The organism is Massilia sp. MP_M2 (genome assembly GCF_039123635.1).
In the GTDB taxonomy this organism is placed as follows: Bacteria; Pseudomonadota; Gammaproteobacteria; order Burkholderiales; family Burkholderiaceae_D; genus Telluria.
This window is the reverse complement of the sequence record NZ_JBCHJF010000006.1, coordinates 202,522-227,863: the sequence shown is the minus strand read 5'-3', so window position 1 is coordinate 227,863 and position 25,342 is coordinate 202,522. Positions and strand designations below refer to the sequence as shown.

At 64.8% G+C, this 25,342-nt stretch carries 18 protein-coding genes and 1 pseudogene; 10 read left to right on the top strand and 9 right to left on the bottom strand.

Translation table 11 applies throughout. From position 1 onward, the window contains the following. Window positions 1-36: 36 nt before the first annotated feature. The 3 genes and pseudogenes from RCH14_RS14980 to RCH14_RS14965 form a co-directional block, all read right to left on the bottom strand. Window positions 37-2,229: a TonB-dependent siderophore receptor gene (locus RCH14_RS14980; RefSeq protein WP_343026893.1), complete on the bottom strand. Its 2,193-nt coding sequence runs from the start codon at window positions 2,227-2,229 to the stop codon at window positions 37-39. Between the two features lie 241 nt (window positions 2,230-2,470). After that, window positions 2,471-3,643, bottom strand: coding sequence for an alpha/beta fold hydrolase (locus tag RCH14_RS14975; RefSeq protein ID WP_343026892.1), 1,173 nt, complete (start codon window positions 3,641-3,643; stop codon window positions 2,471-2,473). Window positions 3,644-3,709: 66 nt separating this feature from the next. Further along, window positions 3,710-4,867, bottom strand: a pseudogene (locus RCH14_RS14965) (DUF1624 domain-containing protein). A gap of 102 nt (window positions 4,868-4,969) precedes the next feature. Here RCH14_RS14965 and RCH14_RS14960 point away from each other — a divergent pair. Continuing rightward, complete coding sequence (locus RCH14_RS14960; RefSeq protein WP_343026889.1) at window positions 4,970-5,920, top strand: 2-hydroxyacid dehydrogenase; 951 nt, start codon at window positions 4,970-4,972, stop codon at window positions 5,918-5,920. Between the two features lie 70 nt (window positions 5,921-5,990). After that, on the top strand, window positions 5,991-6,626 hold the full coding sequence (locus tag RCH14_RS14955) for an SAM-dependent methyltransferase (protein ID WP_343026888.1): 636 nt from the start codon (window positions 5,991-5,993) through the stop codon (window positions 6,624-6,626). A gap of 12 nt (window positions 6,627-6,638) precedes the next feature. Here the strand turns inward: RCH14_RS14955 and RCH14_RS14950 are convergent, their stop codons facing one another. Beyond that, the gene (locus RCH14_RS14950; protein WP_343026887.1) at window positions 6,639-7,367 is read right to left on the bottom strand and encodes a siderophore-interacting protein; all 729 of its coding nucleotides are present in this window, start codon (window positions 7,365-7,367) and stop codon (window positions 6,639-6,641) included. Window positions 7,368-7,404: 37 nt separating this feature from the next. On the opposite strand from RCH14_RS14950, the gene RCH14_RS14945 reads away from it, so the two are divergent. Then, window positions 7,405-7,893 (top strand): MarR family transcriptional regulator, encoded by a 489-nt coding sequence (locus RCH14_RS14945; protein ID WP_343026886.1) that lies wholly within the window; start codon window positions 7,405-7,407, stop codon window positions 7,891-7,893. Window positions 7,894-7,918: 25 nt separating this feature from the next. On the opposite strand, the gene zwf is transcribed toward RCH14_RS14945, so the two are convergent. From zwf to RCH14_RS14920, 5 genes are all read right to left on the bottom strand, one after another. Beyond that, window positions 7,919-9,385, bottom strand: coding sequence for a glucose-6-phosphate dehydrogenase (zwf, locus tag RCH14_RS14940; protein WP_343026885.1), 1,467 nt, complete (start codon window positions 9,383-9,385; stop codon window positions 7,919-7,921). Between the two features lie 289 nt (window positions 9,386-9,674). Continuing rightward, window positions 9,675-12,623, bottom strand: coding sequence for a TonB-dependent receptor (locus tag RCH14_RS14935; protein ID WP_343026884.1), 2,949 nt, complete (start codon window positions 12,621-12,623; stop codon window positions 9,675-9,677). A 158-nt stretch (window positions 12,624-12,781) separates the two neighbouring features. Further along, the gene (locus tag RCH14_RS14930; protein ID WP_343026883.1) at window positions 12,782-14,620 is read right to left on the bottom strand and encodes a glycoside hydrolase family 28 protein; all 1,839 of its coding nucleotides are present in this window, start codon (window positions 14,618-14,620) and stop codon (window positions 12,782-12,784) included. 2 nt (window positions 14,621-14,622) lie between these two features. After that, window positions 14,623-15,843 carry a DUF4861 family protein gene (locus RCH14_RS14925; RefSeq protein WP_343026882.1) on the bottom strand — a complete coding sequence of 407 codons (1,221 nt, stop codon included), beginning with the start codon at window positions 15,841-15,843 and terminating at the stop codon, window positions 14,623-14,625. Window positions 15,844-15,858: 15 nt separating this feature from the next. Continuing rightward, window positions 15,859-17,256 carry a glycoside hydrolase family 88 protein gene (locus RCH14_RS14920; RefSeq protein ID WP_343026881.1) on the bottom strand — a complete coding sequence of 466 codons (1,398 nt, stop codon included), beginning with the start codon at window positions 17,254-17,256 and terminating at the stop codon, window positions 15,859-15,861. Window positions 17,257-17,433: 177 nt separating this feature from the next. Here RCH14_RS14920 and garD point away from each other — a divergent pair, with 177 nt between their 5' ends. The 7 genes from garD to RCH14_RS14885 all read left to right on the top strand — a co-directional run bounded on the left by garD (window position 17,434) and on the right by RCH14_RS14885 (window position 25,211). Beyond that, entirely contained in the window at window positions 17,434-18,975 is a 1,542-nt protein-coding gene (garD, locus tag RCH14_RS14915) for a galactarate dehydratase (protein WP_343026880.1), read from the top strand. A gap of 32 nt (window positions 18,976-19,007) precedes the next feature. Then, complete coding sequence (locus tag RCH14_RS14910; protein ID WP_343026879.1) at window positions 19,008-19,832, top strand: NAD(P)-dependent oxidoreductase; 825 nt, start codon at window positions 19,008-19,010, stop codon at window positions 19,830-19,832. A gap of 17 nt (window positions 19,833-19,849) precedes the next feature. Further along, the gene (locus RCH14_RS14905) at window positions 19,850-20,725 is read left to right on the top strand and encodes an aldose 1-epimerase (protein ID WP_343026878.1); all 876 of its coding nucleotides are present in this window, start codon (window positions 19,850-19,852) and stop codon (window positions 20,723-20,725) included. Next, a complete protein-coding gene (locus RCH14_RS14900) occupies window positions 20,722-21,651 on the top strand; it encodes an alpha/beta hydrolase (RefSeq protein ID WP_343026877.1) in 930 nt (309 codons plus the stop codon). Before RCH14_RS14905 ends, RCH14_RS14900 begins: the two co-directional genes overlap by 4 nt. A gap of 286 nt (window positions 21,652-21,937) precedes the next feature. Beyond that, window positions 21,938-23,158, top strand: coding sequence for a porin (locus RCH14_RS14895; RefSeq protein WP_343026876.1), 1,221 nt, complete (start codon window positions 21,938-21,940; stop codon window positions 23,156-23,158). A 34-nt stretch (window positions 23,159-23,192) separates the two neighbouring features. Then, entirely contained in the window at window positions 23,193-23,576 is a 384-nt protein-coding gene (locus RCH14_RS14890; RefSeq protein ID WP_407070084.1) for a hypothetical protein, read from the top strand. A 57-nt stretch (window positions 23,577-23,633) separates the two neighbouring features. After that, on the top strand, window positions 23,634-25,211 hold the full coding sequence (locus tag RCH14_RS14885; protein ID WP_343026874.1) for a methyl-accepting chemotaxis protein: 1,578 nt from the start codon (window positions 23,634-23,636) through the stop codon (window positions 25,209-25,211). Window positions 25,212-25,342 lie beyond the last annotated feature (131 nt).

The following is a 25,342-nucleotide window of genomic DNA, read 5'->3' as shown; positions in this document are numbered from 1 at the left end:
CTGCAGCGCCCCTTTGCTGTTTACCGCCTCACACGATCAGAAGCGGTAGCGCAGCGTCAGCGACGTGTCGCGCGGTGCGCCATACGTGAACTGGTTGTAGGCGGCGAACATCGCAAACGTTTTCTTGTCGGTCGCATTGTTGACGTTCAGCTGGGCCGACAACTGCTTGTTAAATTCGTAGCGCGCCATCAGGTTGACCAGTGCGTACGATGCCTGCTCCATGCGCCCGTCGATTCCCGGGGCAACAGTGTTGTCGATCGTGTAGGTACTGCCTTCCCAGTTCACGCCGCCGCCGACGGTCAGCTTGTTCCACTGTCCCGGCAGGCGATAGCTGGCAAATGCGCGCAGCGTCTTGCGTGGATAGATCGAATTGAAGTCGACGCCCGTCGCATCCTTGGCGCGGAAGATCGCATAGCCGATGCTGGCGTTCAGGCCCGAGATGATTTCGCCCGAGACGTCCAGCTCGATCCCCTTGCTGGTGGCGCCTTGGACTGCGCGATAGTGGCTTTCTTCGAGCAGCGGGCCGGGGCCGTCGCGGTCGATGCGGCCGGCTTCCTGACCCAGGTTGTCCTGCTTGAGGTGGAACACGGCCAGCGAGGCATTCACGCGGCGGTCGAAGAATTCGCCCTTGATGCCCGCTTCGTTGGCCTTGCCCTCGATCGGGTCGAGCAGATTGCCTGCGAAGTCCTTCAGGTTCTGCGGCTCGAAGATGCTGGTGTGGCTGGCGTACAGCGAATAGGTGTCGTTCAGGTCGAACACGAGACCGGCGTACGGCGTGATTTCGTTATCGTACTTGAGCGAGTAAGGCGCAGCGCCAAAGCCTTCTTTTTCATACCTGGTCACGCGCGCGCCGACGACGGCCTTCAGGCGCTCGGTCAACGTCAAGCGCGCCATGCCGTACAGGCCTTGCTGGGTGGTTTCGCTGCCTTCATAGAACGCTTGCGGGCCGAACACCGGCGTTGGATACGAGGCCGGATTCCAGTTGTTGATGTCGGCCACAACCTGGTCGGCGCCGCCGTAGCTGGCAAGCCGGTTGTTCGAATTGAAGTCGGTCTTTGCGTGCAGGTAGCCAAAGGCGGCTTCGTGCTGCCGCTCGCCCAGCGTGAACTTGCCGCTCGTGTGGACGCCGAAATCCTTCTGCTTGGTCTGGATCACGTACGACCCCGTGAACGCATTGAGGCCGGCGCCCGTCACGCGATCCGGTACGCCCGACAAGTACAGCAGGTGCGAGTCGCCGTCGCGCGTGGCGTCGGTGTAGCTCAGGCGCAGCTTCCAGCCGTTGGCGAGGCGGTGCTCGTAGTCGGCGAAGAAGTTGTCGTACTGGTTTTCGTAGCCGGCCCAAGGGGCGGCGGTGGTTTTGGAGCGGTCCCAGTCGATGATCGAGCCATCGCTGTAGCGGTATGGCAGGCCGCCCCACATCGAGCCGCGCGGGTGCATTTTCTGGCGCGAGAACCCGGTCGAGAAGGTGCCGTCGCGGCCGATGTCGGCTTCGACGGTGGCATAGATGGTGCGGTCCTTGTTGTTTAGATACTGCACCCAGCTGTCGCCGGCGCTGTACTCGGCCACGGCGCGGCCACGGATGCTGCCCGATGCGTTCAGCGGTGTCGAGACATCGGCCATGATGCGGCGCTTGTCCCAGCGACCGACCGTGGCGTCGATCGTACCATCGAGTTTCTTGCTGAAGGCGCGCTTGCGCACCAGGTTCAGCGCGGCCGATGGCGTGCCGGCGCCGGTCATCAGGCCGGTCGCGCCGCGCACGACTTCGACGCGGTCGTACAGGGCCAGGCTGCCCAGCACTTCGCCCGCACTCCAGGCCGCGTCCCAGGTGGTCGGGATATTGTCGATCTGCAGATTGGTCACTTCGAAGCCACGCGCGGTGAAGCTGGCGCGGTGGGTTTCGTACTGGTTGACCGAGACGCCGGTGACGTTGTTGGCGACGTCGGTGATGGTGAGCAGGCCCTGGTCTTCGATGCGCTGCTGGGTGATGACCGACACCGATTGCGGTGTGTCACGCAGCGACATGTCCAGTGGCGTAGCAGTGCGGGTGCGGCCGATGGTGTAGGAGCCGACGGCGTCGCCCAGCTTCTGGGCCTGCACTTGCACCTGCGGCATCGACGTGGTGCCGGCGTCAGTGGACTGGGCCTGGGCCAGTAGCGGCAGCGCGAGGCCAACGCAGAGCGTCAGTGTTGTCAAGTGCAGATGCCCGGCGGGGCAGACCAGCTTTTCCATCGTTTTTCCTGTTGTTCGTGATTGGTGCGCAAGGCCAGGGGCCGGTCATCATGGCCGAGCCTGGTCATATCGCCGTTGGACGAGAATGATAACTATTCTCATCTAAGGGTGTCAATGTATTCTTGGCACGATGATGTGCAGCCCGATTGGCGGGATACGGGTGCAGAGCGCAGCCGGCAGCGTGGTGGCAGATGCGGACAGGAATTGTCAGCGGCGCAGGGCGCGCCGCCGTGGTCGTGGGTCAGGCGTTCGGCGACGGCGCGCCGAGCCAGTCGAAGATGGTGGGCCACAGGTTGGCATGCGCGCTGCGCCCGGCCAGCACGCCGACATGCTGCAGATTCACGCCAATGTCGCCGTGGTAGTGCAGCACCTGCTTGCGCGTGCTCGAGGTCGCCTCGTGGAACGGCACCACGGCGGCCGGTGGAATCACCTTGCTGCGCAAATCGACGACGCTGATCAACGGCGCGCGCAGGTCGGCCGGCCCGATGGTGCGGCCGTCGATGACGAGACGGCCGGCCATGAAATCGTCGTTGCGATACAGCGACTCGACGATGTCGACGAACAGCTTGCCGGGCAGTGCGAATTCATCATGGCTCCAGCGCTCGACCTGCATGTGCGTGGCCATGGCGGTCGGATCGAACAGCGACAGCCAGCGGTCGGTGGCGCGCTCCCAGCCGAAGGCGTGCGGCTCGGCCATGGCGCTCATCATGTTGAGGAACGCGCCTGGCACGTGATGGAAGGCCTCGGCAATGTGGCGCGCATCGGGCGTGGCCTTGACCAGCGGCGCAAAGCACGAGGCGCCATGCGCGAAGCGCAGCGGCGATTCGAGCAGCACGGTGGCCGTCACGCGCTCGGGGTGCATGGCGCTGTAGATCGCCGCGAGGATGCCGCCCAGTGAATGGCCGACGACGCTCAAGCTGGCCGCGCCGCTGTCGGCCTGGATGGCGCGCTGGCAGCTCGAGAGCATGCGCTCGCCATAGTCGGCCAGGCCGACCGCCGGGTCGCCGTCAGGCATCGGAAGCCATTCGGCCAGGTAGACGCGATAGCCGCGCTCTTGCCAGCGGCGCACGACGCTGATAGCGGGGGCCAGGTCCCAGATGTAGGCGCGCTTGATCGGCGCCGGTACGAGCAGCACCGCTGGCCCACCCGCGGCAGCAGGTTCGTAGCGGCGCAGCTGCAGCCCCGTCTCGGCGAGAATGACCGTGAACGGCGTTTGCTGCGGGCCGTGACCGGCCTGCTCGAGCTGCCGGCCGCGCGCCTGGCGGCTGCGGTCCATGTTCTTGAGGGCTTGTACCTGTTGCGGCCCCAGGGTAGTCCAGTTGCTGGCGTACATGGCGATCCCATCGAAGTGGCGACCATCAGACTGTACCCGCTTCGGCGATCCGCGCCAATCGGCGCGTGCGCGAATCGCCATGGGGTTTGCGCTCGCTACCACCCGGCCCATGGCTGCAATGGCCATGCCGATATTGCAGCGTGGCCCTTACAGGTACTTGACCCAGGCCTTGCCGCTCTCGCGCTTGTAGCGCCCGAAACGCTGCGTTGGCCAGTACAGCAGTGCCGCCAGCATGGCCGAGCCGAGCCATATCTGCCAGACATGATCGACATCGACGCGCGGCGTGTCCAGCACGAACGCGGCCACGCGCTGGGCCACCAGCAACAGTTACAGGTGCGCAATATAAAAGAACAGCGGGGCGCCGCCGAACACGGCCGCGACCCGTACCCAGCCGGCGTCGATGCGCTCTATCCAGGCCAGCACCAGCACGCCCACACCGAGCGTGAGCAGCAAAAAGTCCAGCGACGGCGGGTATTTCGTGAAATTCAGCCACGACATCGCGCTGCGCAGTAGCGTCTCGTGCGGCGCCCATGGCAGCGGCTCGCCGTAGATATTCCCGGTGCGCAGCACCGCGAGCAGCAGCAGGCTGGCCACGCCGGCCAGCACCAGCCAGCGCTGGCGCCGCGCGGGGGGCATGCCGCGCGCATACAGCGGACCGAAGGCGTAACCGAGCAGGATCACGCCGATCCACGCCAGCAGCGGATAGCTGATGCGCACTCGCACCGGATCGTCGATCAGGTAGCCGCGCTGCTCGAGGATCGTCCAGGCGCCCGCTGCCAAGCTGTCCGGTGCGAACGCCACGCCGGCCAGTGCGTTGTGGCCGGCCACGATTGCCGCGCCAATGGCCGCCAGCAGCATCAGTGGCAGCCGGTGCAGCAGGGCCAGCGCCAGCATCGACAGGCCAATCGCCCACATCACCTGCAGATACACGGTGTGCGGCGTGAAGGTGCCGGTCCAGGCGAAGTTGATGACGACGATCTCGAGCAGGATCAGAAAGGCGCCGCGTTTGGCCAGAAAACCCGTGGCGCTCCTCGGGCCGCTGGCCGGATTGGCGTACAGCCAGGCCGACAGGCCGGTCAGGAACACGAACATCGGCGCGCAGAAGTGCGCGGCCAGGCGCGAAAAGAAGAGGGCCGGGTCGGTGCTTGCGACATCCATCGGGTCGCTGACCTGGTGCTGCATGTAAAAAGTTTCGCGAACATGGTCGAGCGTCATGATCAGCATGACGAGCCCGCGCGCGATGTCGATCGACGCGATACGTTGGCTTGGCGTGTTGACTGGGGGAGTGTGCACGGCGGCGTTCATGCAGTGGCGAAGCCCGGCATTCTACCCTGCGTTGCGATCGGCATCCCTCGCCTCTGGCATACTTTGGCCATCTTCCACGACGAAACGGCAGGGTGTTGACCGATGAAACCGAGCATTCTCGTATTGGGCAGCGTGTGGTCGAACGACGTGCGCGAGCAGGTGGCGCAGGCCTTCGACTGTCATTTCATGACGGCGATCCCGCAGGCGGGCGACGCCGCGTTCGACGCGATCGCCGGCAGCATCCGGGGCGTGCTCACCACCGGCACGCTCGGCGTCACGCCGGCGCTGGTGGCGCAGCTGCCGCGTCTTGACATCGTGACGGTGCACGGCGTCGGCGTCGATGCGCTGCCGCTTTCGCTGCTGGCCGACAAGGGCATCCATGTCACCAACACGCCCGACGTGCTGACCGATGACGTGGCCGATTTCGCCGTCTTGCTGCTGCTGTCGACGGTGCGCCGCTTGCCGCTGCTCGATCGCTACGTGCGCGCCGGCGATTGGGCGGCCAAGGCGCCGCTGGGGCACCTGCAGGCACGCGCTTTGCGGGGCAAGGTCGCCGGCATCGTCGGGTTCGGGCGCATCGGCCAGGCCGTCGCCGCGCGCCTGCAGGGCTTTGGGCTGCAGATCCGCTACTACCAGCGCAGCCCCGGCCCGGCACCCGCGCAGCGCAGCGCGTCGCTGCTGGCGCTGGCGCAAGAGAGCGACATGCTCGTGCTGTGCATGCCGGGCGGCGCCGATACGCAAGGCATGATCGACCGCGAGATCATCGAGGCGCTGGGACCGGAGGGTACCCTGATCAACATCGCGCGCGGTACGGTGGTCGACGAAGCGGCGCTGGTCGCGGCGCTGCAGGACGGCCGGCTGGGCGCGGCGGGCCTCGATGTCTTCGAAAATGAACCGCGGGTGCCGGCGGCGCTGCTGGCGCTGGACAATGTCGTGCTCACGCCGCACGCGGGCAGCTTCACCGTGGAAGCACGGCGCGCGATGGGCGCGCTGGCGGTGGCCAATCTGGTTGCACACTTCGATGGCCAGCCGCTGCCGACGCCGGTGGACTGAGCTCGCCAACAAGGGGAGATAAGGGCGCTGCATTGCTGTATCATCCCCGTCCTGCAAACGAAAGTCACACATGCTCATCATCACCATCAAGCAGGGCAAGGAAAAAGCCCTGCTCGCCGGCGACCCGTGGATCTACCTGTCGGCCGTCGAAAAAGTCGACGGCAAGGGCCACGAACGCAACAAGCCGGGTATTACCGCCATCGTGCAAACGTCGACGCGCCAGTTCATCGGTCGCGCCGCGTACAACGCCAAGTCGCAGATCGTCGGGCGCATGTGGTCACTGCGCGAGGACGAGCCGGTCGATCATGCAATGATCAAGCGCCGAGTCCAGGCAGCGATCGACAAGCGCGCCGCCACGTTGCGCACTGCCGATCCGCAGGCGCTGATTGGCTTGATCGATGGTGAAAAGGACGGCTTGCCGGGCCTGCAGGTGCACCAGTATGGCGGCGCGGATGGCTATCTGATCTGCCAGTTCAATGCTGCCGGTGTCGACATGTGGAAGGTGCCGGTCGTGCAGGCGCTGCTCAAGGCCACCGGTTGCCGCAATGTCTATGAACGGAGCGACCCGCTGGTGCGCCAGGGCGAAGGCCTGTCGAATACGCCGGGCGCACTGGCCGGTGACGAGCCGCCCGACCGCCTGATGGTGCGCGATGGCAAACGCCTGGTGCCGATGGATATCGCCACCGGGTTCACCTATCCGCGCTGAGCGGCTGCCCCGTCAGTCCAGGCGCTCGTGATGGTCGGCCACGCCGCGCTTCCAGTAGGCCGATACTCTGGCGGCCTGGCGTGGCATGCCCGTCTCGAGCAGCACCTGGCGCACACGCGCCATCAACGCCGCTTCGCCGCCACCCCAGGCCAGCCCTGCGCCCGGCTGCGGCGGCAACTCCGTCAGCACCTGCAACAGTGCGTCGTCGCTGTCGACCCAGTGGATGCGGGCGTCGGCGCGGGTAACCAACGTGCGGCGGTTCGCGGCGCCCACCAGCAGCACTGCGTCGACCCGCGCGCCAGCCGGCAATTCTTCGAGCCGGCGCGTCACGGCTGGCAGGGCGCTGTCGTCGCCGATCAGCAGGTGCCAGTCCATCGCCAGTGGCAGGATCATCGAGCCGCGCGGCCCGCCGATGACCGCGCGCTGGCCGATGGTCGCATTGCGCGCCCACTCGGCCGCGCCGCCATGGCCGTGCAGCGCAAATTCGATGTCGATCTCGCGGGCTTCACGGTCGAACCTGCGTGGTGTGTAATCGCGCCGCACCGGCTCACCATTGGCATCGTTGAACATGAACTTGACGTGGTCGTCAAACGACAGCGACGTGAAGTCCGCCAGCGCCTCGCCCTGGAACGTGATGCTGGCAAAGCCGGGGCTGACGCGGTTGATGCGCGCCACGGTAACCTCGCGCAGTTTCAGGTCGTGGCGCACGCGTTCGATCGTGGGGGTGTCGGTTTCACTCATGCTACACTCCATCAATTAGTTGATAACGTCCACCATTATGCAAAAAGAAGTTGATAGAGTCAACCAAAAAAGCGGCGACGACGCGCTTGAAGTCATGCACGCGATCGTGCACCTGTACCGTTCGCAGCAGATGCGCGGCCTGCGCGCCGGCGGTGAGGCCGAAAAGCCGGCGAGCTCGCACGAGCTGGCGCACATGGAAATCAAGGTGCTGCGGTTTTTCGGTCGTCATCCCGGCGCGACGCAGAGCGATCTGGTGGCGCATTCGGGCCGCGACAAGGCGCAGGTTGCGCGCTTGATCAAGGGCTTGCGCGATACGGGGATGCTCGATGCGACAGCCGACGAAGCTGACCGGCGCAGTACACGGCTGACACTGAGCAGTGTGGGGCAGGCGGTGTGTGAGGAACTGCACCGGCAAAGCGGCGCATTGGGAAAGATTGCCCTGGCAGGGCTGGACACGGACGAGCAGGCCCGCTTGATGGCGATGCTGGCGCGCGTGCGCGCCAACCTGGAAGCCGGCGCGGCCTGAGGCTGCGCCGGTTTGATCGACCTGCTTACTCGACCCAGCCAAACCCGTCACGCGCGAGCAGCGCGAACGATTCCGGCGGGCCCCACGAGCCGGCTGCATACGCATGCGGCTTCTCGCCCAGCGTTTCCCAGCCGTTGATGATCGGCTCGACCCATTCCCATGCCGCTTCGAGTTCATCGCGGCGCATGAAGTGCGTCAGGCGACCGCGCACGACGTCGATCAACAGGCGCTCATAGGCTTCGGCGCGGCGCTGCGCGAATGCCGACTGCAGATCGAGGTTCAGCGCGACCTGCTGCATCAGCATGCCGCTGCCCGGCTGCTTGGCGAAGATCTGCAGCTTGATGGCTTCTTCGGGCTGCAGTTCGATGACGAGGCGATTGGCCACGCCGCCCGGGGTTTCGGGGAACAGCGTAAACGGCGGGTTGGCGAACTCGATGACGATCTTCGACGAACGGCGCGCCATGCGCTTGCCGGTGCGCAGATAGAACGGCACCTTCGACCAGCGCCAGGTATCGATGTGGGCGCGCAGGGCCACGAAGGTCTCGGTGTGGCTATTGGCCGGCACGTTGCTTTCTTCGTGATAGCCCTTGGCTTCCTGGTTGCCGCTCACGCCACGCGAATACTGGCCACGCACGGTGTCGCGTGCGATGTCGGCCAGGCCCATGCGGCGCAGTGAGCGCAGCACCTTGAGCTTTTCGTCGCGCACGGCGTCCGGCGAGAGCGAGGTTGGCGGTTCCATCGCCACGATGCACAGCAGCTGCATCAGGTGGTTCTGCACCATGTCGCGCATCGCGCCGGCGCTGTCGTAAAAGCCCGCGCGGCTGCCCACGCCGACTTCTTCGGCCACCGTGATCTGCACGCTGGCGATGTTCGGTGCGCGCCACAGCGGTTCCAGGATCGAGTTCCCGAAGCGCAGCACCATCAGGTTCTGCACGGTCTCTTTGCCCAGGTAGTGGTCGATGCGGTAGATCTGCGACTCGGCAAAGTGCTTGCCGACCGCCTCGTTGATTTCGACGGCCGAGGCCAGGTCGCGGCCCAGTGGTTTTTCGAGCACGACGCGCGCGTTGGCGTCGACCAGGCCGGTGGCGGCCAGCTTGTCGCAGATCGTCGTAAACAGTGATGGCGCGGTGGCGAGATAGAACACGCGCTGGGCGCCATCGCGCGAGACATCGCGCAGCGTGTCGAAGATGGGCGCTGCTGCGACATCGACCTTCACGTAGACCAGCAGGTCGAGGAAGCCGGCCCAGCTTTTCTCGTTGAAGTTCTCGGCGCTGATGAACGAGCGCGAATGCTCTTGAATGAAGGCGAGATAGGCGGCGCGGTCATAGTCCTGGCGACCGGTCGACAGAATGCGGGTCGATGCTGGCAGGTTGCCGTGCAGGTAGGCCATGTACAGGGCGGGCAGCAGCTTGCGCATGGCAAGGTCGCCCATGCCCCCGAAGATGGTCATGTCGAGGGGGAGGCCGTTATCAATCTCGGTCGAGGTGCTCATGGGTCTTTCGCTGGCAGGTTGGAGAAAATCGCGTGCGTCGCGGGCCGTAGATTGTAGCGTACCTGAGGCCGCTGACAACATCGGTAGGGTGGGCGGCTGTGCCGCCCACGCGTGCAATCCAACGTGGCAAGCTACGGTGCGACGTTGATTTGGACGCGTGGGCGGGAAACCCGCCCACCCTACGGCATGGGCGGCGACATGCCACGGTGCGACGTTGATTGGAGCGGGTGGGCGCGGACGAAAAAAAGCCCGCGCAAGCGCGGGCCGAAGGAAGCTGGCAAGCAGCCGATCAGAACTTGTAACGCAGCCCGAACAGATATTCGCGGCCCGTGACGTTGTTGACGACGACGCTGTTGCGCGCCCGGCTGATGAACTGGTCGCTTTCTTCGTTGGTCAGGTTGACGCCTTCGAGCGTGAACTCGAGCTTGTCGTTGACCTTGTACGAGAACGACAGGTCGACGTTGAGCGTTTCGTTCTTGCCCTCGACGTCGTTGTTGTTCTGGCCCGGCACGCGGGTCACGAAGCCCGAACGCTGGGCGGCGGAGACACGCGCGCTGAACTTGCCGTCGTCATAGAACAGCGTGGCGTTCCACGCCTTTGGCGACAGGTTCAGCAGGTCGTCCGTGATCCGCGCGTCGCTGGTTGGCGACACCAGATACTCGATCTTCGACGACACCCGGGTGTAGTTCAGCAGCGTGCCGAAGTTCTTGCCCCAGCCGGGCAGGAAGGTGAACGGTTGCTGGTAGTTGATCTCGAAGCCTTTGAGCTTGCCGCCGTCGGTATTGACCGGGGTGGTCAACGCAAACACTTCTTCACCCGTGAAGTTCGCCGGCAGCAGCGACAGCGGCAGGCCCGAATCGCGGAACGCCACGTTGGTGCGCAGGCTCTGGATGTAGGTGTCGATGTTCTTCTGGAACAAACCCACGCCGACGAAGGCCTTGTTCTTGAAGTAGTACTCGAAGCTGGTGTCGAAGGTCTTGGCGCGGAACGGCTTCAGGAACGGGTTGCCGGTGTTGATCGACAGGTTGCCGGTGGTCGCGATACTGCCGCCCGGCGACAGGAAGCCCAGTTGCGGCCGCGTCATGACCTTGGCCGCGCCGACACGCACGATGAATTCGTCGGTGATGTTCGCCGCCAGGTTGAACGATGGCAGCGTGTCCTTGTAGTCATGGTCGACCGTGACCGCGGTGCCACCGCCGGCGGCCTGGTAGCCGGTCGTCGACAGGTCGGTCTTCACGTGGCGCACGCCGAAGTTGCCGCGCACCGGGATATTCCACAGGTCGTAACGGAACTCGCCCATCAGGTACAGGCCATCGCTCTTTTCAGTGACCGAGCGGTTGTTGCCGCGTGCATTGCCGTTCTCGATCGACGACAGCCTGAAGTCACCCGGGCCACCGGCAGGGCCGTTCTTGATGCAGTTGCAGTAGATGTCGTAGGCGGCGGCGATCGCCTGCAGGTTCGGCACGACCCAGCCGGTTGGATTCCCGGCCGGCAGGCCGAGATTGCTGCCAAAGCCGGTCAGGTTGCTCGTCAGCCCGCCGGCGCCCGCTGGCGGCGCGAAGATCGTGTCATTCTGGTTCACGCGGCGGAATTCGTAGGTGTCCGAGCTGTACTTCTTGCTGTTGACGCCACCCTTGAACGTGAAGATGTCGTTCGCTTCCCAGGCCAGGTCGAACTGGCCAACGTTGTTGACGTTGTCGGTGCCCTGCGGACGGGTACGGATCTCGCTGGTGGTGGTGTTGGCAACCGTCGACGGCTGGGTGCCGCTGGCCACCTGCGGCACGCCGACCAGGCCCAGACGGTTGCCCATCGGGTCGAACGGATAGCCGATGACCGGACGGCGGTCGTCGTTGCGGAAGTCGAGCGTGTAGCCGTCGACGTTCAGCGCGTCGAGCGTTACCGTGGTCTGCACCGGATTGCGGAATTTCGAATTGGCGCGGCCATAGCGGGCGCTCATGCTCAGTGTGTCGGTGATCTTGTGTTCGAGCGTCAGCGTTGGCTGCGTGAAGGTGGTCTTGAGTTCGTCGAAACGCTGCTCGGAGCGGATGTCGACGCCATTGTATTTGCCATACAGCAGAGAGCCGTTCGGCGCGTACTCGGCCTGCACCACGCTCATTTGCGGTTTGCCGCCCTGGCTGGCGCTGCGGCTGAACGAGGTTGCTTCCAGGAAGTCTTCCTGGCGCGTGGCGTCGAGCTTCGAGTACAGCATGTCGAAGGTGAGCAGGGTGCCGCGCTGCGGCCGCCATTGCACCGACGCCGTCAGGCCGAGGCGATCCTGGTCGTGGGTCAGGCGGCCGTAACGTGGCAGGCGTGGATGGAAATTGTTCGGGCTGCTGGCGGCGGCATAGGCGGCCTGGTTTTCCGGGGTGTTCGGCAGGCGCGCGACGCCTTGTGCAGCCGGGCCGCAGGTCGTCGCGGTCGAATTGGTGGGGTTGGCAGCGGAGGCGCCTTGTGGCGCGCACCAGCCGCCCGACGACGGGCCGTTATCCCAGCGCACGGTGCTGAAACCGTCTTCCAGCACGCGGCGTTTCGAGAACGCGCCCGAGACCAGCACGCCGACCTTGCGGTCGAAGAAGGTATCCGAAATCATGAAGGCCGCACGCGGATCGGTCTTTTCAGAGCCGTCGTTGTACTTGCCCTTGAGGGCGACCGTGGCATTGAAGCCCTTCAGGTCGAAAGGGCGCAGCGTCTGCAGGTCGACGGTGGCGCCGAGCGAGCCTTCGTCGACGTCGGCCGACGAACTCTTGCGCACCGTCAGGGCGCTGAACAGCTCCGAGGCAAACACGTTGAAGTCGAAGCCGCGGCCACGGTTGGTGCCGCCCGAGCTGTCGGTGCCGCCCGTGGTCGCCAGGCCTTCGATGCCGTTGATGCGCACGCGGGTAAAGTCCTGGCCCAGGCCGCGCACGGTGATCGAACGGCCTTCACCGGCATCGCGGTCGATCACGACGCCCGGCACCCGCTGCAGCGACTCGGCCAGGTTGGTGTCGGGGAATTTGCCCATGTCTTCCGACTTGATCACGTCGACGATGCCGTTTTCCTGGCGCTTGGCGTTCAGGGCACTCTCGAGCGAGGCGCGCAGGCCCGTGACGACCACCGTTTGCGCTGCGCCGGTGCCGGTCGGTGACGCGGCCACCTCCTGCGCAAACGCCGGGCCGAGCGACATGGCGGATACCGAGGCGGTGCCGAGCAGGCACAGGGTAAGTTTGCGCAGCGATGCGCGGTGCGGGTGTTGGTTCATGCTGTCTCCATGCGTTTTTATCGGGGTGGACATCGGTTGGTCCACCGGCGCTGCATTGTTTAATCTGGTCAGGCCAGTTTTTGAATTCTATGTCACAACAAGCCATTTTGGTCAGGCCAATTGAAAAATATTTTTCATCTGGCCTGACCTGTTGCGAGTCAGGTCTTCTTGTGCAAGACCTGCTTGTAGCGTTTGCCGGCGATGGTGACGTTCTCGAGCGTGATGTCGACGGCGTTGTGCACGAACCACGGCTGCGCGCGATTGGCGGGCGTGCCAAGGTCCGAGTCGCTGATGCGCACACGGGCAATTGGCGGGATCGCGGTGCCTGGCTTGCCATTGAAGCTCGACGCCACGGGGCCCAGCAGTACGAAGGCCTGGTAGCACGAGAAAGCACCTTTGCCCGTATCGACATTTTTCGCGCGCACATTGCGGATGTCGATGTCCGACACCTGCGGCGGGCGGCTGCGCATCGTGTCGTCGCCCGGCACGTAGTCGCAGTCGATCGTGATGATCGCGCCGGCGCTCGAGGCGACCGGCTGCTTGAGTTCATGCGCGCCGGCCAGCGGTTTGTAGAGTCCGGGTTCGAGCGCCACGCCATTGGGCAGCGTCACATCGCGCACGTACAGGTGGCGCAAAAAACCGCCCCGGTTCATGTTCGTCTTGAGCCGGATCGCCGTGTTCAGCGGATCGTCTTTCCAGTGCGTGTTGCGAAAATCGAGCTGCTGCGCGTAGACGTGCTCGATCCCGCCAGCCATCTCGCTGCCGAGCGTGACGCCGCCATGGCCGCTGTTCATCACGCAGCGCTGGATGACGATATTGCGCGTCGGGCCATACTGCGTGTCGCGGTTCTTGCCGGCCTTGATGGCAATGCAGTCGTCGCCATTGTTGAAGTGGCACTCATCGACCAGCACGCCGTCGCAGGCTTCCGGGTCGAACCCGTCGCTGTTCGGCCCCAGGCTTTCCATGTTCACGCGGCGGATCAACAGGTCCCTGCAATTGACCGGATGGTGCAGCCAGAACGGCGCCGCATTGACCTGGTATCCCTGCAGCAGCACCTTGCTGCAGCCGATCAGCTCGATCATGCACGGGCGCAGGAAGTGGCCGTGGCCGAACACGCGCCCCTCGACCGGCACGCCGGCCTCGGATAGCGCGGGCAGGTAGCGCGAGTCGGTCTGCCAGCGGTCGCCACTACCCTGGATACTCGCCTGCAGGCGCGCATCGATCCCGGGAGCGACGCGGTCGAGTGGGGCGTTGGCCGGATTGGCGGCCACTTCGGTGCGGGAGCGTACCGGCTTGCCGCGCCCCTTCCAGTCCCACCAGCATTCGCTCTGCTGCGCGAAGCCCGGCTCGAACGGCACGCCGCCCTGGCCATTGAGGATGCTGGTCCAGTCTTCGCCGGTGAGGGCGATATTCTGCTGGTCGATCGCGTACACCATCGGCGAATAGTTCAGGCAGTCGTTGCCCTGCCAGCGCGACAGCACCAGTTTGCCGTTGGCGCCGCAGTCATGCGCGCCGTGACGCGCGTAGTGCGCCGGGTTGGCCGAAAAATGCACGCGCGCGCCGGCCGCAAGGTGCACGTGCACGTTCGAGCGCAGCACGATCGGCCCGGCGCAATACCAGTCGCCCTTTGGGATCACGACGCGCCCACCGCCCTTGGCGTGGCAGGCGGCGATGGCGGCCGCAATGGCCGGATAGGCGTCAGGCGAGCCGGGCGCCGGCGTGTCGAGCACACCATCGACGAGCGAGGCGACCTGACCCTGCACCTGCACCATCGATGCCGGTTTGGCGCCGTAGGCAGTGACGTCGAAGTCCTCCTTGCGAAACACCAGTGGCGTGGCAAAGCGGGCGATGATGTCGTTGGCGCGCTGCCACGGGTCGGGTGGCGTGGCCGCTTTGCGGGCCGCGGCGGCCGGGGCAGCCGCGCTGACGCCGGAGAGCAGCAGCGAGGCTGCCGGCACGGTGCGCAGCAGCGCGCGGCGTGTGGGGTGAATTGGCATCGTCAGTTTCCTTTGGTCGGTGCGATGGTCACGCGCACCGGGCTGGCGTCGCGCGCGGCGACGGCGGCCGCCTCGCGTTGCCACAGTTCGCGGCTGGTGATCTCGCCGGCGCGGCGCCAGGCCCCGCCTGCGTAGTAGCGCAGTGGCGTGCCCGGCGTGACCTTGGCCACGATCAGCTCATTGAGTGCATCCTCGGCGAAGCCGTCGGCGCCAGGTAGCACGACCGCCGTGCCGAAGGCATCATTGGTCGTCTGTTCGATCCACTGCAGCAGCACTTTGCCATCGCGTGTGGTGGCGATCTGCGGGGCCTGGCCCTTGTCGCCCGGCGTCTTGTTCAGGCCCACGGCCACGAGCAACGGTCCTTCACCGCTGGCGCTGAAGGTGCTGTCGATGCGGTCGAACCAGTGGCCGGCGTCGACCGTGAAGCGTTTGACTTCGCTCACCTGGCGCCCAGCGGCATCCCACGGTGCGTAGTGCAGCTCGAACACGGTGCGGATCGGGCCATTGGCCAGGATCTTGAAGCTCGCGTAGTTCACGCCCGGGTACAAGGTCTGTCCGCTCCAGACGCCGGTGCCGCCGGCGCCGCGCGATTTGCCGACGTTGTACATGTCCATGCCTTCGCCCTGGTCCTTGTGATAGTGGTCGTGGCCCTTGTTGTACCAGCGGTCGACGATCGGGTAATCGACCCGCTTGAACCAGATATCCAGGCCACTCGTCACCAGGACTTCCTTGACGACGCCGGGCGGGGCGGGCGCTGCCAGCGCCGGGCCGTAGGTGCGGTGGGCGATCTTGTCGTTTTCCCACGCGAAGTCGTCGAGCCGCTCGGGCACCTGGCGCGCGAAGGTCTTGACCGGGAAGGGTGGGGCGACGCCGTCGATGCGCTCGATTGTAAAGCCCGCGCTTTTTTCGCCAGCTGCAAAGCTGTGCTGGAACAGCAGCTCACCGTAGGCGACGCCTTCGTTCTTGGGGTCTTTCGCCTGCGGCGCGATATTCGTCACCTGGTGCGGCAGCACCCGGCCACGTGCATCCTTGACTGCGATTTTCTGCACCATCGCGCCGGGCAGGGCGGCGTTGACGTCCTTCCAGGGGATCGAGATGGTCTCGGAGGGCCGGGCGATCGCCAGGTCCTGCTGGACGGTCACGCGGATGCTCTCCGCATGGGCGTGCGCCAGCGGCGCGGCTACTACTGGAACGAGCAGCGCGGCAAGTACGAGTCGGTTCATGATGTCACTCCCGGGTCAGTGGTGTTCGCGGTAGTCGGTCTGCCCGCCCTTGGGCATGTAGTGGTAGGTACGCACCTTGTGCTGGACCTCGAACGCGGGGTTCGTTACCAGGCGGATGATCTCGGCGCCGGCCAGCAGCATCGGGCCATAGCCGTGCAGTGCATCCACGCTGGTCGGGCGGTGGTAGTAATAGACCATGTCGCCCGCCAGTGTCGTGCCGACGCACGTGCCTTCGACCTGGCCCAGGGCCGTGATGCGGGTCGACAGTGCGTTCCAGCCGGCCTGCGCGATCGAGCCGTAGGTCGTGGGGCTCACCCAGCCCTGGTTGACCGCATGCGCGAACACATACGTGAAGATCGCGCTGGCCGAGGTTTCCAGATACGAGTCGTTGCGGTCAATCATCTGGTGCCACAGGCCGCTGCCGCTTTGCAGTTCGGCGATGCCCTTGAGCGAGGCGCGCAGCTGCGCCAGCACTTTCGGGTAGCCGGGATGGTCCTTCGGCAGCACGTCGAGCAGGTCGGACATGGCCAGCACCGCCCAGCCATTGGCGCGCGCCCAGTAAAAGCGCGGCGCGTCCGGGTGGTTCGCATGCCAGCCGTGCGTGTACAGGCCGAGCTGCGGGTTGAACATGCGGCTCGACATGCCCATCACATTGTTGACCGCATCGTCGAAATACGCGCGCTGCCCGGTCAGGCGGCCCATCTCGGCCAGCGCCGGGATGCTCATGTACATGTCGTCGGCCCACAGCGAGACTTCCTGCGGGCGCTTGCGGGCCATCGTGCCATCGTCCAGCCGGAACTGGCGCTTGGCGACCCAGTCGCTGCAGCTGTCGATCATGGGTTTGAGGTCTGGCCCGACTTTGGCGGCGCGCGCGCGCATCAGCGCAGCGCACATCGAGCCGGCGTCGTCGAGCGAGCGCGGATCGAGAAAGCGCGAAAAACTGTTGGCGCGTTCGAGCTTGAACTGCTGTTCCTGCGCGCGAAAATACGGCAGCGTCTCGGCAAAGAAGTCGAAGTGGCGTTTGGTCATGGCGGTAAAGCCCGGGTCCTTCGTGACCTCGGCAGCCTTGAGCAGGCCCGAATGCACCACGCCCATCTCATAGACCTGGATGCCGTAGTCGCCGGCGCTCTTTTCAAAGATCGCGTCGGCGCTCGGTTTTTTCAGGTCCGTGATCGGCTGGCCGGTGCGCTTGCTGACAATGCGGGTCGGGGTGGCGCGGTCCATGAAGGCGCGGATGGCCTGCAACTGCGCGGTGACCTCGGCCACCACCGGCTTCTTATAGGGAATCGGGTAGGTGCCTTCGCCGGCATCGCCCAGATTGGTGTTGTCGGGATTGCGGTATTGGCCCTGGGCCAGCGTGGGCGAGGATACCAGCGCGCAGCCCAGCAGCGCTGCAACGAGATGCAGTTTCATTTGTCTCCAATCGGCATCGTGATTTTCACTTATGTATTTACCTGTGTCGTGGTAGTGCAGGTAGCGCTCTTTTGGTCAGGCCATTCTAATTTGGTCAGACCAAAATCGCAAGGTGGACTAGCCACTTTTCGATTTTGTATGGCATACTTTCGCTGAACTTCCAGACAAGGCAGACCAATGACCCAGCTCGTCCCTCGTACTATCCGCATGCAAGCCAGCGACAATGTGGCGATCGTCGCCAACGACGGTGGCCTGCCGGCCGGCACCGTCCTTGCGGACGGTCTGGTGCTGGTCGAGGGCGTCCCGCAAGGGCACAAGGTCGCATTGTTCGACCTGCCCGACGGCGCTGCGGTGATCCGCTACGGCGTGACGATCGGGTACGCCAACGGCGCAATCGCGCGTGGCAGCTGGATCTCGGAGAAGGTGCTGCACATGCCGGCCGCGCGCTCGCTCGACGACCTGCCGGTGGGCACGCACGCCGTCGCCGCCTTTCCGCCGCTCGAGGGCTACACCTTCGAGGGCTTTCGCAATCGCGACGGGTCGGTCGGCACCCGCAACGTGCTGGCCGTGACCAGCACCGTGCAGTGCGTATCGGGCGTGATCGAGCATGCCGTCAAGCGCATCCGGGCCGAGCTGCTGCCGCGCTATCCAAACGTCGACGACGTCGTCTCGCTCGAACACAATTACGGCTGCGGCGTGGCGATCGACGCGCCGGGCGCGGAGATCCCGATCCGCACGCTGCGCAACCTGTCGAAGAATCCGAATTTCGGCGACAACGTGATGATCGTGAGCCTTGGCTGCGAAAAGCTGCCGCCAACGCGCCTGTTCCCGGCCGGTTCGATCCCGATCGGCGCGGCCGAACCGGCCGTTGTCTGCCTGCAGGATGCGCAGCACGTCGGGTTCATGTCGATGATCGACAACCTGATGGCCACCGCCGAGCGCCTTCTCGAGGCGCTCAATGCGCGCCAGCGCACGACCTGTCCGGCATCCGAACTGGTGGTGGGCGTGCAATGCGGCGGCAGCGACGCATTTTCGGGCGTGACCGCCAATCCGGCCGTCGGTTTTGCGACCGACCTGCTGGTGCGCGCCGGCGCGGCCGTGATGTTCTCGGAAGTGACCGAAGTGCGCGACGGGATCGACCAGTTGACGGCGCGCGCCGCCACGCCCGAAGTGGCCGCAGCGATGGTGCGCGAGATGCAGTGGTATGACGATTACCTGGTGCGCGGCGGCGTCGACCGCAGCGCGAACACCACGCCCGGCAACAAGAAGGGCGGGCTGTCGAACATCGTTGAAAAGGCGATGGGCTCGATCGTCAAGTCGGGCAGCACGGCCATCACGGGCGTACTCTCGCCCGGTGAAAAATTGAAGCAGAAAGGCCTGATCTACGCGGCCACGCCGGCCAGCGACTTCATTTGCGGTACGCTGCAGATGGCCGCCGGGATGAACGTCCACGTGTTTACCACCGGGCGCGGCACGCCGTACGGACTGGCCGCGGTCCCGGTGATCAAGATGGCGACGCGCTCCGAACTGGCGCGCCGCTGGCACGACCTGATGGACGTCGACGCCGGCCGCATCGCCAGTGGCGAAGCGAGTATCGAGGACGTGGGCTGGGAACTTTTTCGCCTGATCCTCGACGTCGCCAGCGGGCGCCAGACCTGGGCCGAACAGTGGAAACTGCATAATTCGCTGGCGCTGTTCAATCCGGCGCCGGTGACGTAATCTAAAACTAGAAGAATTCCAGGAGACCGTGCATGACCGAAGTTGAGAACAAAGTGGGCAAGCCATTCAAACGCATCCTGCTGACCGGCGCGGCCGGTGGCCTGGGCAAGGTGCTGCGCGATCGCATCAAGCCGTGGGCCGACGTGGTGCGCCTGTCGGATGTCGTTGACATGGGCGCGGCGCGCGAAGGCGAAGAAATCGTCCAGTGCGATCTGGCCGACAAGGAAGCGGTGATCAAGCTGCTCGAGGGCGTGGACGCGGTGCTGCACTTTGGCGGCGTCTCCACCGAAAAACCGTTCGAGCCGATCATGCAGGCCAATATCCTGGGCGTGGCCAATCTGTACGAAGCGCTGCACAAGGCCGGCACGAAGCGCGTGGTCTTTGCCAGCTCGAACCATGCGATCGGTTACCACCGCACCACCGAGATGCTCGACGCGAATTCGCCGACCCGCCCGGACAGCTACTACGGCCTGTCGAAGGTGTTCGGCGAGCAGATGTCACGCTATTACTACGACCGTTTCGGTATCGAGACCGTGTGCGTGCGGATCGGCTCGAGCTTCCCGGAGCCCGCCAACAAGCGCATGATGAGCACCTATCTGTCGTATGACGACCTGACCGAACTGCTGCGCTGCGCACTGTTTGCGCCGCGCGTGGGCCACACGATCGTCTACGGCATGTCGGACAACGACAGCCTCTGGTGGGACAACCGGCTGGTCGCGCACCTGGGCTTCAAGCCGAAGGACAGTTCGCGCACCTTCGCACACCTGTTCCCGGATTCGGCCGAATTTCCGGCGCCGGACGATGTGACGACGATCTACCAGGGCGGCAAGTTCTTGCTCGACGGCCCGCAATACTGATGCCGCCGGCGCGCCCCATGCTGCAACGCCTCGTCCTGCGCAACCATAGCCTGGTGGCCGAGATCGTGCCGCAGATCGGCGGCGCTCTCGCGCGCCTGGACTGGCTGCGCGGCGCGCAACCGGAGCCGCTGCTGCGGCCACTGCCGCCCGAGTTCACTGGCATGCCGCAGCCGGGCCAGCTGGCCTGCTTCCCGCTGGTGCCGTGGTCGAACCGGATCGCGTCGTCGGGCTTCATGTTCGACGGCCAGCGGTATGTGCCGACGCCGAATCGCCCGGGCGAGAAGGTCGCCATTCATGGCGATGGCTGGCAGCAGGCGTGGGACGTGCAGTCGCTGACGTTCGATTCGATCCTGCTGCGACTGACGCGCCATGGTTTTCTACCGCTCGCGTATGACGCCACGCTGCGCTACACGCTCGATGGCGACGCGCTGATCGTGGAACTCACGGTGCGCAATGCCGGCACGGAGGCGCTGCCATTCGGACTGGGTCTGCATCCGTGGTTGCCCGACCCGGGCGGCGCGCAGCTGCAGGCGCGGGCCGATGCGGTCTGGTTGTCGGGGCCCGACAAGCTGCCATCGAGCCGGCGCGCCGTGCCCGCGCACTGGGACTACCGCACCTTCGCGCCGCTGCCGCAGGAGGCCGTCGACAACGCCTTCGCCGGCTGGGACGGCCTGGCGCGCGTGCGCTGGCCGGGGCGCGGCGTGGGCCTCTCGATCGAGGCGGCGATGGATTACTTCATCCTCTACGCGCCGCCGGGGCGCGATTTCTTCTGCTTCGAGCCGGTCGACCATCCGATCAATGCCCACAATATGCCGGGCTATCCCGGCTTGAACGTGCTGGCGCCCGGCGCCAGCGTGAGCCGCTCGGTGATCTTCCGGGGCGAGTCGCTGTGACGCGCTGGCCGCTGGCGCTCTGGCTGCTGTTGTCGGGCGCCGGCGCCAGCGCCATCGCCCAGCCGTACAACGCCGAGACCACCTACCGCAAACTCGTCGCCGCCTATCCCGACATCCGTATTGCCAGCAGCACGGTGCCGGCTTCGGTTCAGGTGCGCAAGGACATCGTCTACGCGCGCCGGGGCGAATTGTCGCTGGCGCTCGACCTGTATTCGCCGGGGCCGCGTGACCAAGCGGCGCCACTGGTTCTGCTGGTGCATGGCGGCGGCTGGCGCAGCGGCGATCGGGGCGAGATGGCGCCGCTGGCTGCAAGGCTGGCCGCGCGCGGCTATGCGGCGGCCACGGTCAGCTATCGGCTGTCGGGCCAGGCGCGCTATCCAGCGGCGATCGACGACGTCAGGGATGCATTGCAGTGGTTGCGCGCGCATCCCGAGGTCCACGGCGCCGACGTCGACCGGATGGTGCTCGCTGGTGGGTCGGCCGGTGGCCAGATCGCCGCGCTGGCCGGCATGACGAGCGATGGCGCCGTGAAGGCTGTCATCAATATCGATGGGCTGTCGGATTTCACGAGTGAAGAAGCGCGGCGTCACGAGGACGACCCGGCCAAGAACCCGTCTGCTGCCGGCGCCTGGTTTGGCGGGCGCTATGCCGAGCAGCCGGCGCTCTGGCATCAGGCATCCCCGATCAACCATGTGAGCAGGGCGAGTCCGCCGGTATTGTTCATCGTGAGCAGCATGCCGCGTTTCTCGGTTGGCCGTGAGGCGATGATGGCAAAGCTGCGCGAACACGGTGTTGTTGCCGAGACGGTCGCGTTGCCTGGTACGCCGCATTCATTCTGGTTGTTTGATCCGTGGGTGACGCCGACGGTTGATGCGATGACCGATTTTCTCGGGCGCGTGTTTGGCGCCTTGCCAGCAAGCGAGTAACGCCGCCACTGGCACCGTCCTGTCATTCAGTACTCGCGCTGTTTGCGTTACTACCTGGATCGTCAGTCGATGACCATGACCGACCGTTTGTCGTCAGAATGTCACAAGCAAGCTTACATATCTGGCAGGAAAAATGACATTCTGTGTATTTTCATTGCGGCAATTGTTTCCAAGTGGATACAATTGACGCTGCAAATGCGATCCGCCGCAGGCCAGGTCGCTGCTGTTCCATTCAAAAATACACTTCAATTGCATTCCCCAGGAATTTAAGAAAACACGTAACATCGTGGTGGCACTCGCTTTGCCATTCGCCGTCGCCTCCGCCTTTGCGCAGGATAGTAACGCCGTCCGTATCAGCGGTTTCGGCACCGGCGCGCTCACGTTCTCCGATACCGATCAAGCTGAATTTGGCCGCTCGAACCAGTCGTCAGGTGTCAAAAAGGATCCCCGCACCGGCGTCGATTCGAATCTCGGCCTGCAGGCCGACTACACCGTCAACTCGTGGTTGTCGGTCACCGGCCAGGGGCTGGTGCGCAAGGATGGCGAAGACAGCTTCGGCGCCGAACTGTCATGGGCCTTCGTCAAGGCCAAGCTGTCGGACAACCTGAGCGTGCGCGTGGGTCGCGTGGCCATGCCGGCGTTCATGATCTCGGAATACCGTAACGTCGGTTACGCCAACACCTTCCTGCGTCCGCCGCAGGAACTGTATTCGCAGATGCCGCTCAATAACATCGATGGCGCTGACGTCACCTGGCAACAGCAGTACGGCGACACGACCGTCACCGCGCTGGCCGCGTACGGCCGCAGCGACTTCAAGACTTCGGGCGGCCCTACCGCCGAGTCGCGCAACCAGTACGCGCTGAACCTGACCGCCGAACATGGCCCGTTCATCGTGCGCGTGGGCCGTAGCGGCACCAAGCTGTCGTCCGAGAGCGCGCAACTGGATGCCGCCGTGATCACGTTCAACAACACCGCTGCCGCGTTCAAGATCCCGCAAGTGGCCGACATGGGTGAGCTGCTCAATACCAAGGACCGCAAGTACACGTTCACATCGGCCGGCCTTTCCATGGACTGGAAGAATATCGTCGTCCTGACCGAATACGCCAAGCGCAAGATGCCCGATTCGTTCCTGGGTTCGTCCAAGTCGTGGTACGTGATGGGCGGTTACCGCTTCGGCAAGGTCCTGCCGTACTACACCCGCGCCAAGGTGATTTCGAAGGGTGTGACCAACACCATCCCGGGCACCTGCCCGGCAGGCTCCCCATTCGCATGCGCACCGACCCTGGCAGCGTTGTCGGGCCTGATGAACACGTTGACCACCGCCATCGACGGCACCAGCCAGACCACCGACAGCATCGGTGTGCGCTGGGACTTCGCGAACTCGGTCGCACTGAAGGCGCAGGTCGATCGCATCAAGCCACAAGGCAACGGCCAGTTCATCAACACTCAGCCCGGCTTCAAGGGGCCAGTGACCGTCGGCGCCGTCGCGCTTGACTTCGTGTTCTAAGGATTTGCCAGTGAATCAAGTTATCTCAGCAAGCATGTTCCTGAGCGCGCTGTTGCTCGCGCTGCCAGCCGCTGCCGATGTCGTCGTGGTCGTCAATGCGAAAGCTGCCGAGTCGTCGATGACCAAGGACCAGGTATCCCAGTTCTTCCTGGGTAAATCGACCGCCATGACCCCGGTCGACCAGGCCGAAAGTGCGCCAGCGCGCGCCGAGTTCTACAAGAAAGTGACGGACAAGGATCCGTCGCAGATCAAGGCGCTCTGGTCGAAGCTGGTGTTTACCGGCAAGGCCACGATGCCCAAGGAAGTCGGCGACAACGCCGGCGTCAAGAAAGCCGTTGCAGCCGACCCGAAAGCGATCGGCTATATCGACAAGAGCGCGGTCGATGCGTCCGTCAAGGTGGTCTATTCCGGTTCCTGATCATGTATCGGTACCCCGCCGCGCGTGCGGCGGGTTTTGACTTCAGGAGCAGGCGGCATGAGCATCAAACGCAGGATCTGGGCACTTCCGATCATATCGGCCATCATTTTTACCCTCGGGGTTGCCGTCAGTGCCGGCATCGCCAACCAAGCGCTCAATTCGATTCATACGACCGAAAGCGTGGATTACCCGGCACTCGACATCAGCAAGGAACTGGCGGGCGACATCGAGTCGGTCACCAATGGCTTGCGCGACGCCGTCAGTGAAGGCGACAAGGCGCGCCTCACACAGGTTGCCGAACAGGCCAATGAAGTACGGGCCAAGCTGGCCAAATTCGGCAAGATCGACGGCATGGGGGCAACCGGCGCCCGCCTGAGCCAGGAATTCGAACAGTATTACGACCCGGCCGTTTCTGCGGCCAGGATCATGCTCGAGATCGAGCAGGGCGATCCGCAGGCCGTCGTAACGCGCATGCAGGCGACGCTCGTGACATTAAATACCGACGTCGCCAAGGTCAATGACCAAGCGCAGCAGCAATTCAAGGCAGGCATCTCGCGCAGCGAAACCAGCGTGACGAATGTCGTGACGGTCACCATCGTCACCGGCCTGATCGTGATCGCGGTGCTGATCGCCGTGTCATGGTTCATGGTACGCACGGTATGGCAGCAACTGGGTGGCGAACCCGAATATGCGCGCGACATCGCCCGCATGGTCGCCGACGGCGATCTGTCGATGTCGATCCGTATTGAAGCGGGCGACGACAAGAGCCTGCTGGCCGCGCTGTCCGACATGCGCGATCGTCTGGCCAATATGGTGGCTGGCATCAAGACGTCGGCCGACACCATCGCATCGGCCAGTGGCGACATCGCCAGCGGCAATGCCGATCTGGCCAGCCGTACCGAACTCCAGGCCGGTCGCCTCGAGAACACGACCCGTGCAATGGAAGCCTTGACCGACACGGTGCGCACCAATGCCGCCAACGCCAATCAGGCGCGGGATCTGGTGGTGTCGGCGAGCGACATCGCCACGCGCGGCGGCGAAGTGGTAGGTAACGTCGTCTTGACCATGAGTGCGATCAACTCGTCGGCCACCAAGATCGTGGAGATCATCTCGGTGATCGATGGCATCGCGTTCCAGACCAATATCCTGGCGCTCAACGCGGCAGTCGAGGCGGCGCGTGCGGGCGAACAGGGCCGCGGCTTCGCGGTCGTGGCGTCCGAAGTGCGCAACCTGGCCCAGCGCAGCGCCACCGCTGCCAAGGAAATCAAGGAGCTCATTGGCGACTCGGTCGCCAAGGTGGACGCCGGCAGCGCGCTGGTGGACCAGGCAGGTATCACGATGGAGCAGATCGTGGCCGCGGTGCGCCGCGTGCAGACGATCATGGGCGACATCAGCGATGCAGGTCAGCGCCAGAGCGAAGGCATCGAGCAGATCGGTCTGGCGATCAGCGACATGGACCAGATGACGCAGCAGAACTCGGCCCTGGTCGAGGAAGCATCGGCCGCTGCGACTTCGCTGACCGATCAGACCGCGCAGTTGTCGGAGGCCCTGGCGGTGTTCAAGCTCGATCACACGGCCGCGCCGTTGGCAAGCAAAGATGGCCGCGCGGCGCCGTTGGCGCTGGCACATCACTGACGTTTGGGACGCTGCCAGGTGCAGCCGGTGTTGCGCCTGGTTTTCTGATGGATCAGGCGCAGATCGAGGTTGGATTGCGGTTGTGGATGCGCAGCGAAACTGACGCACGCACGCCAGCGCTTTGTCCGGAT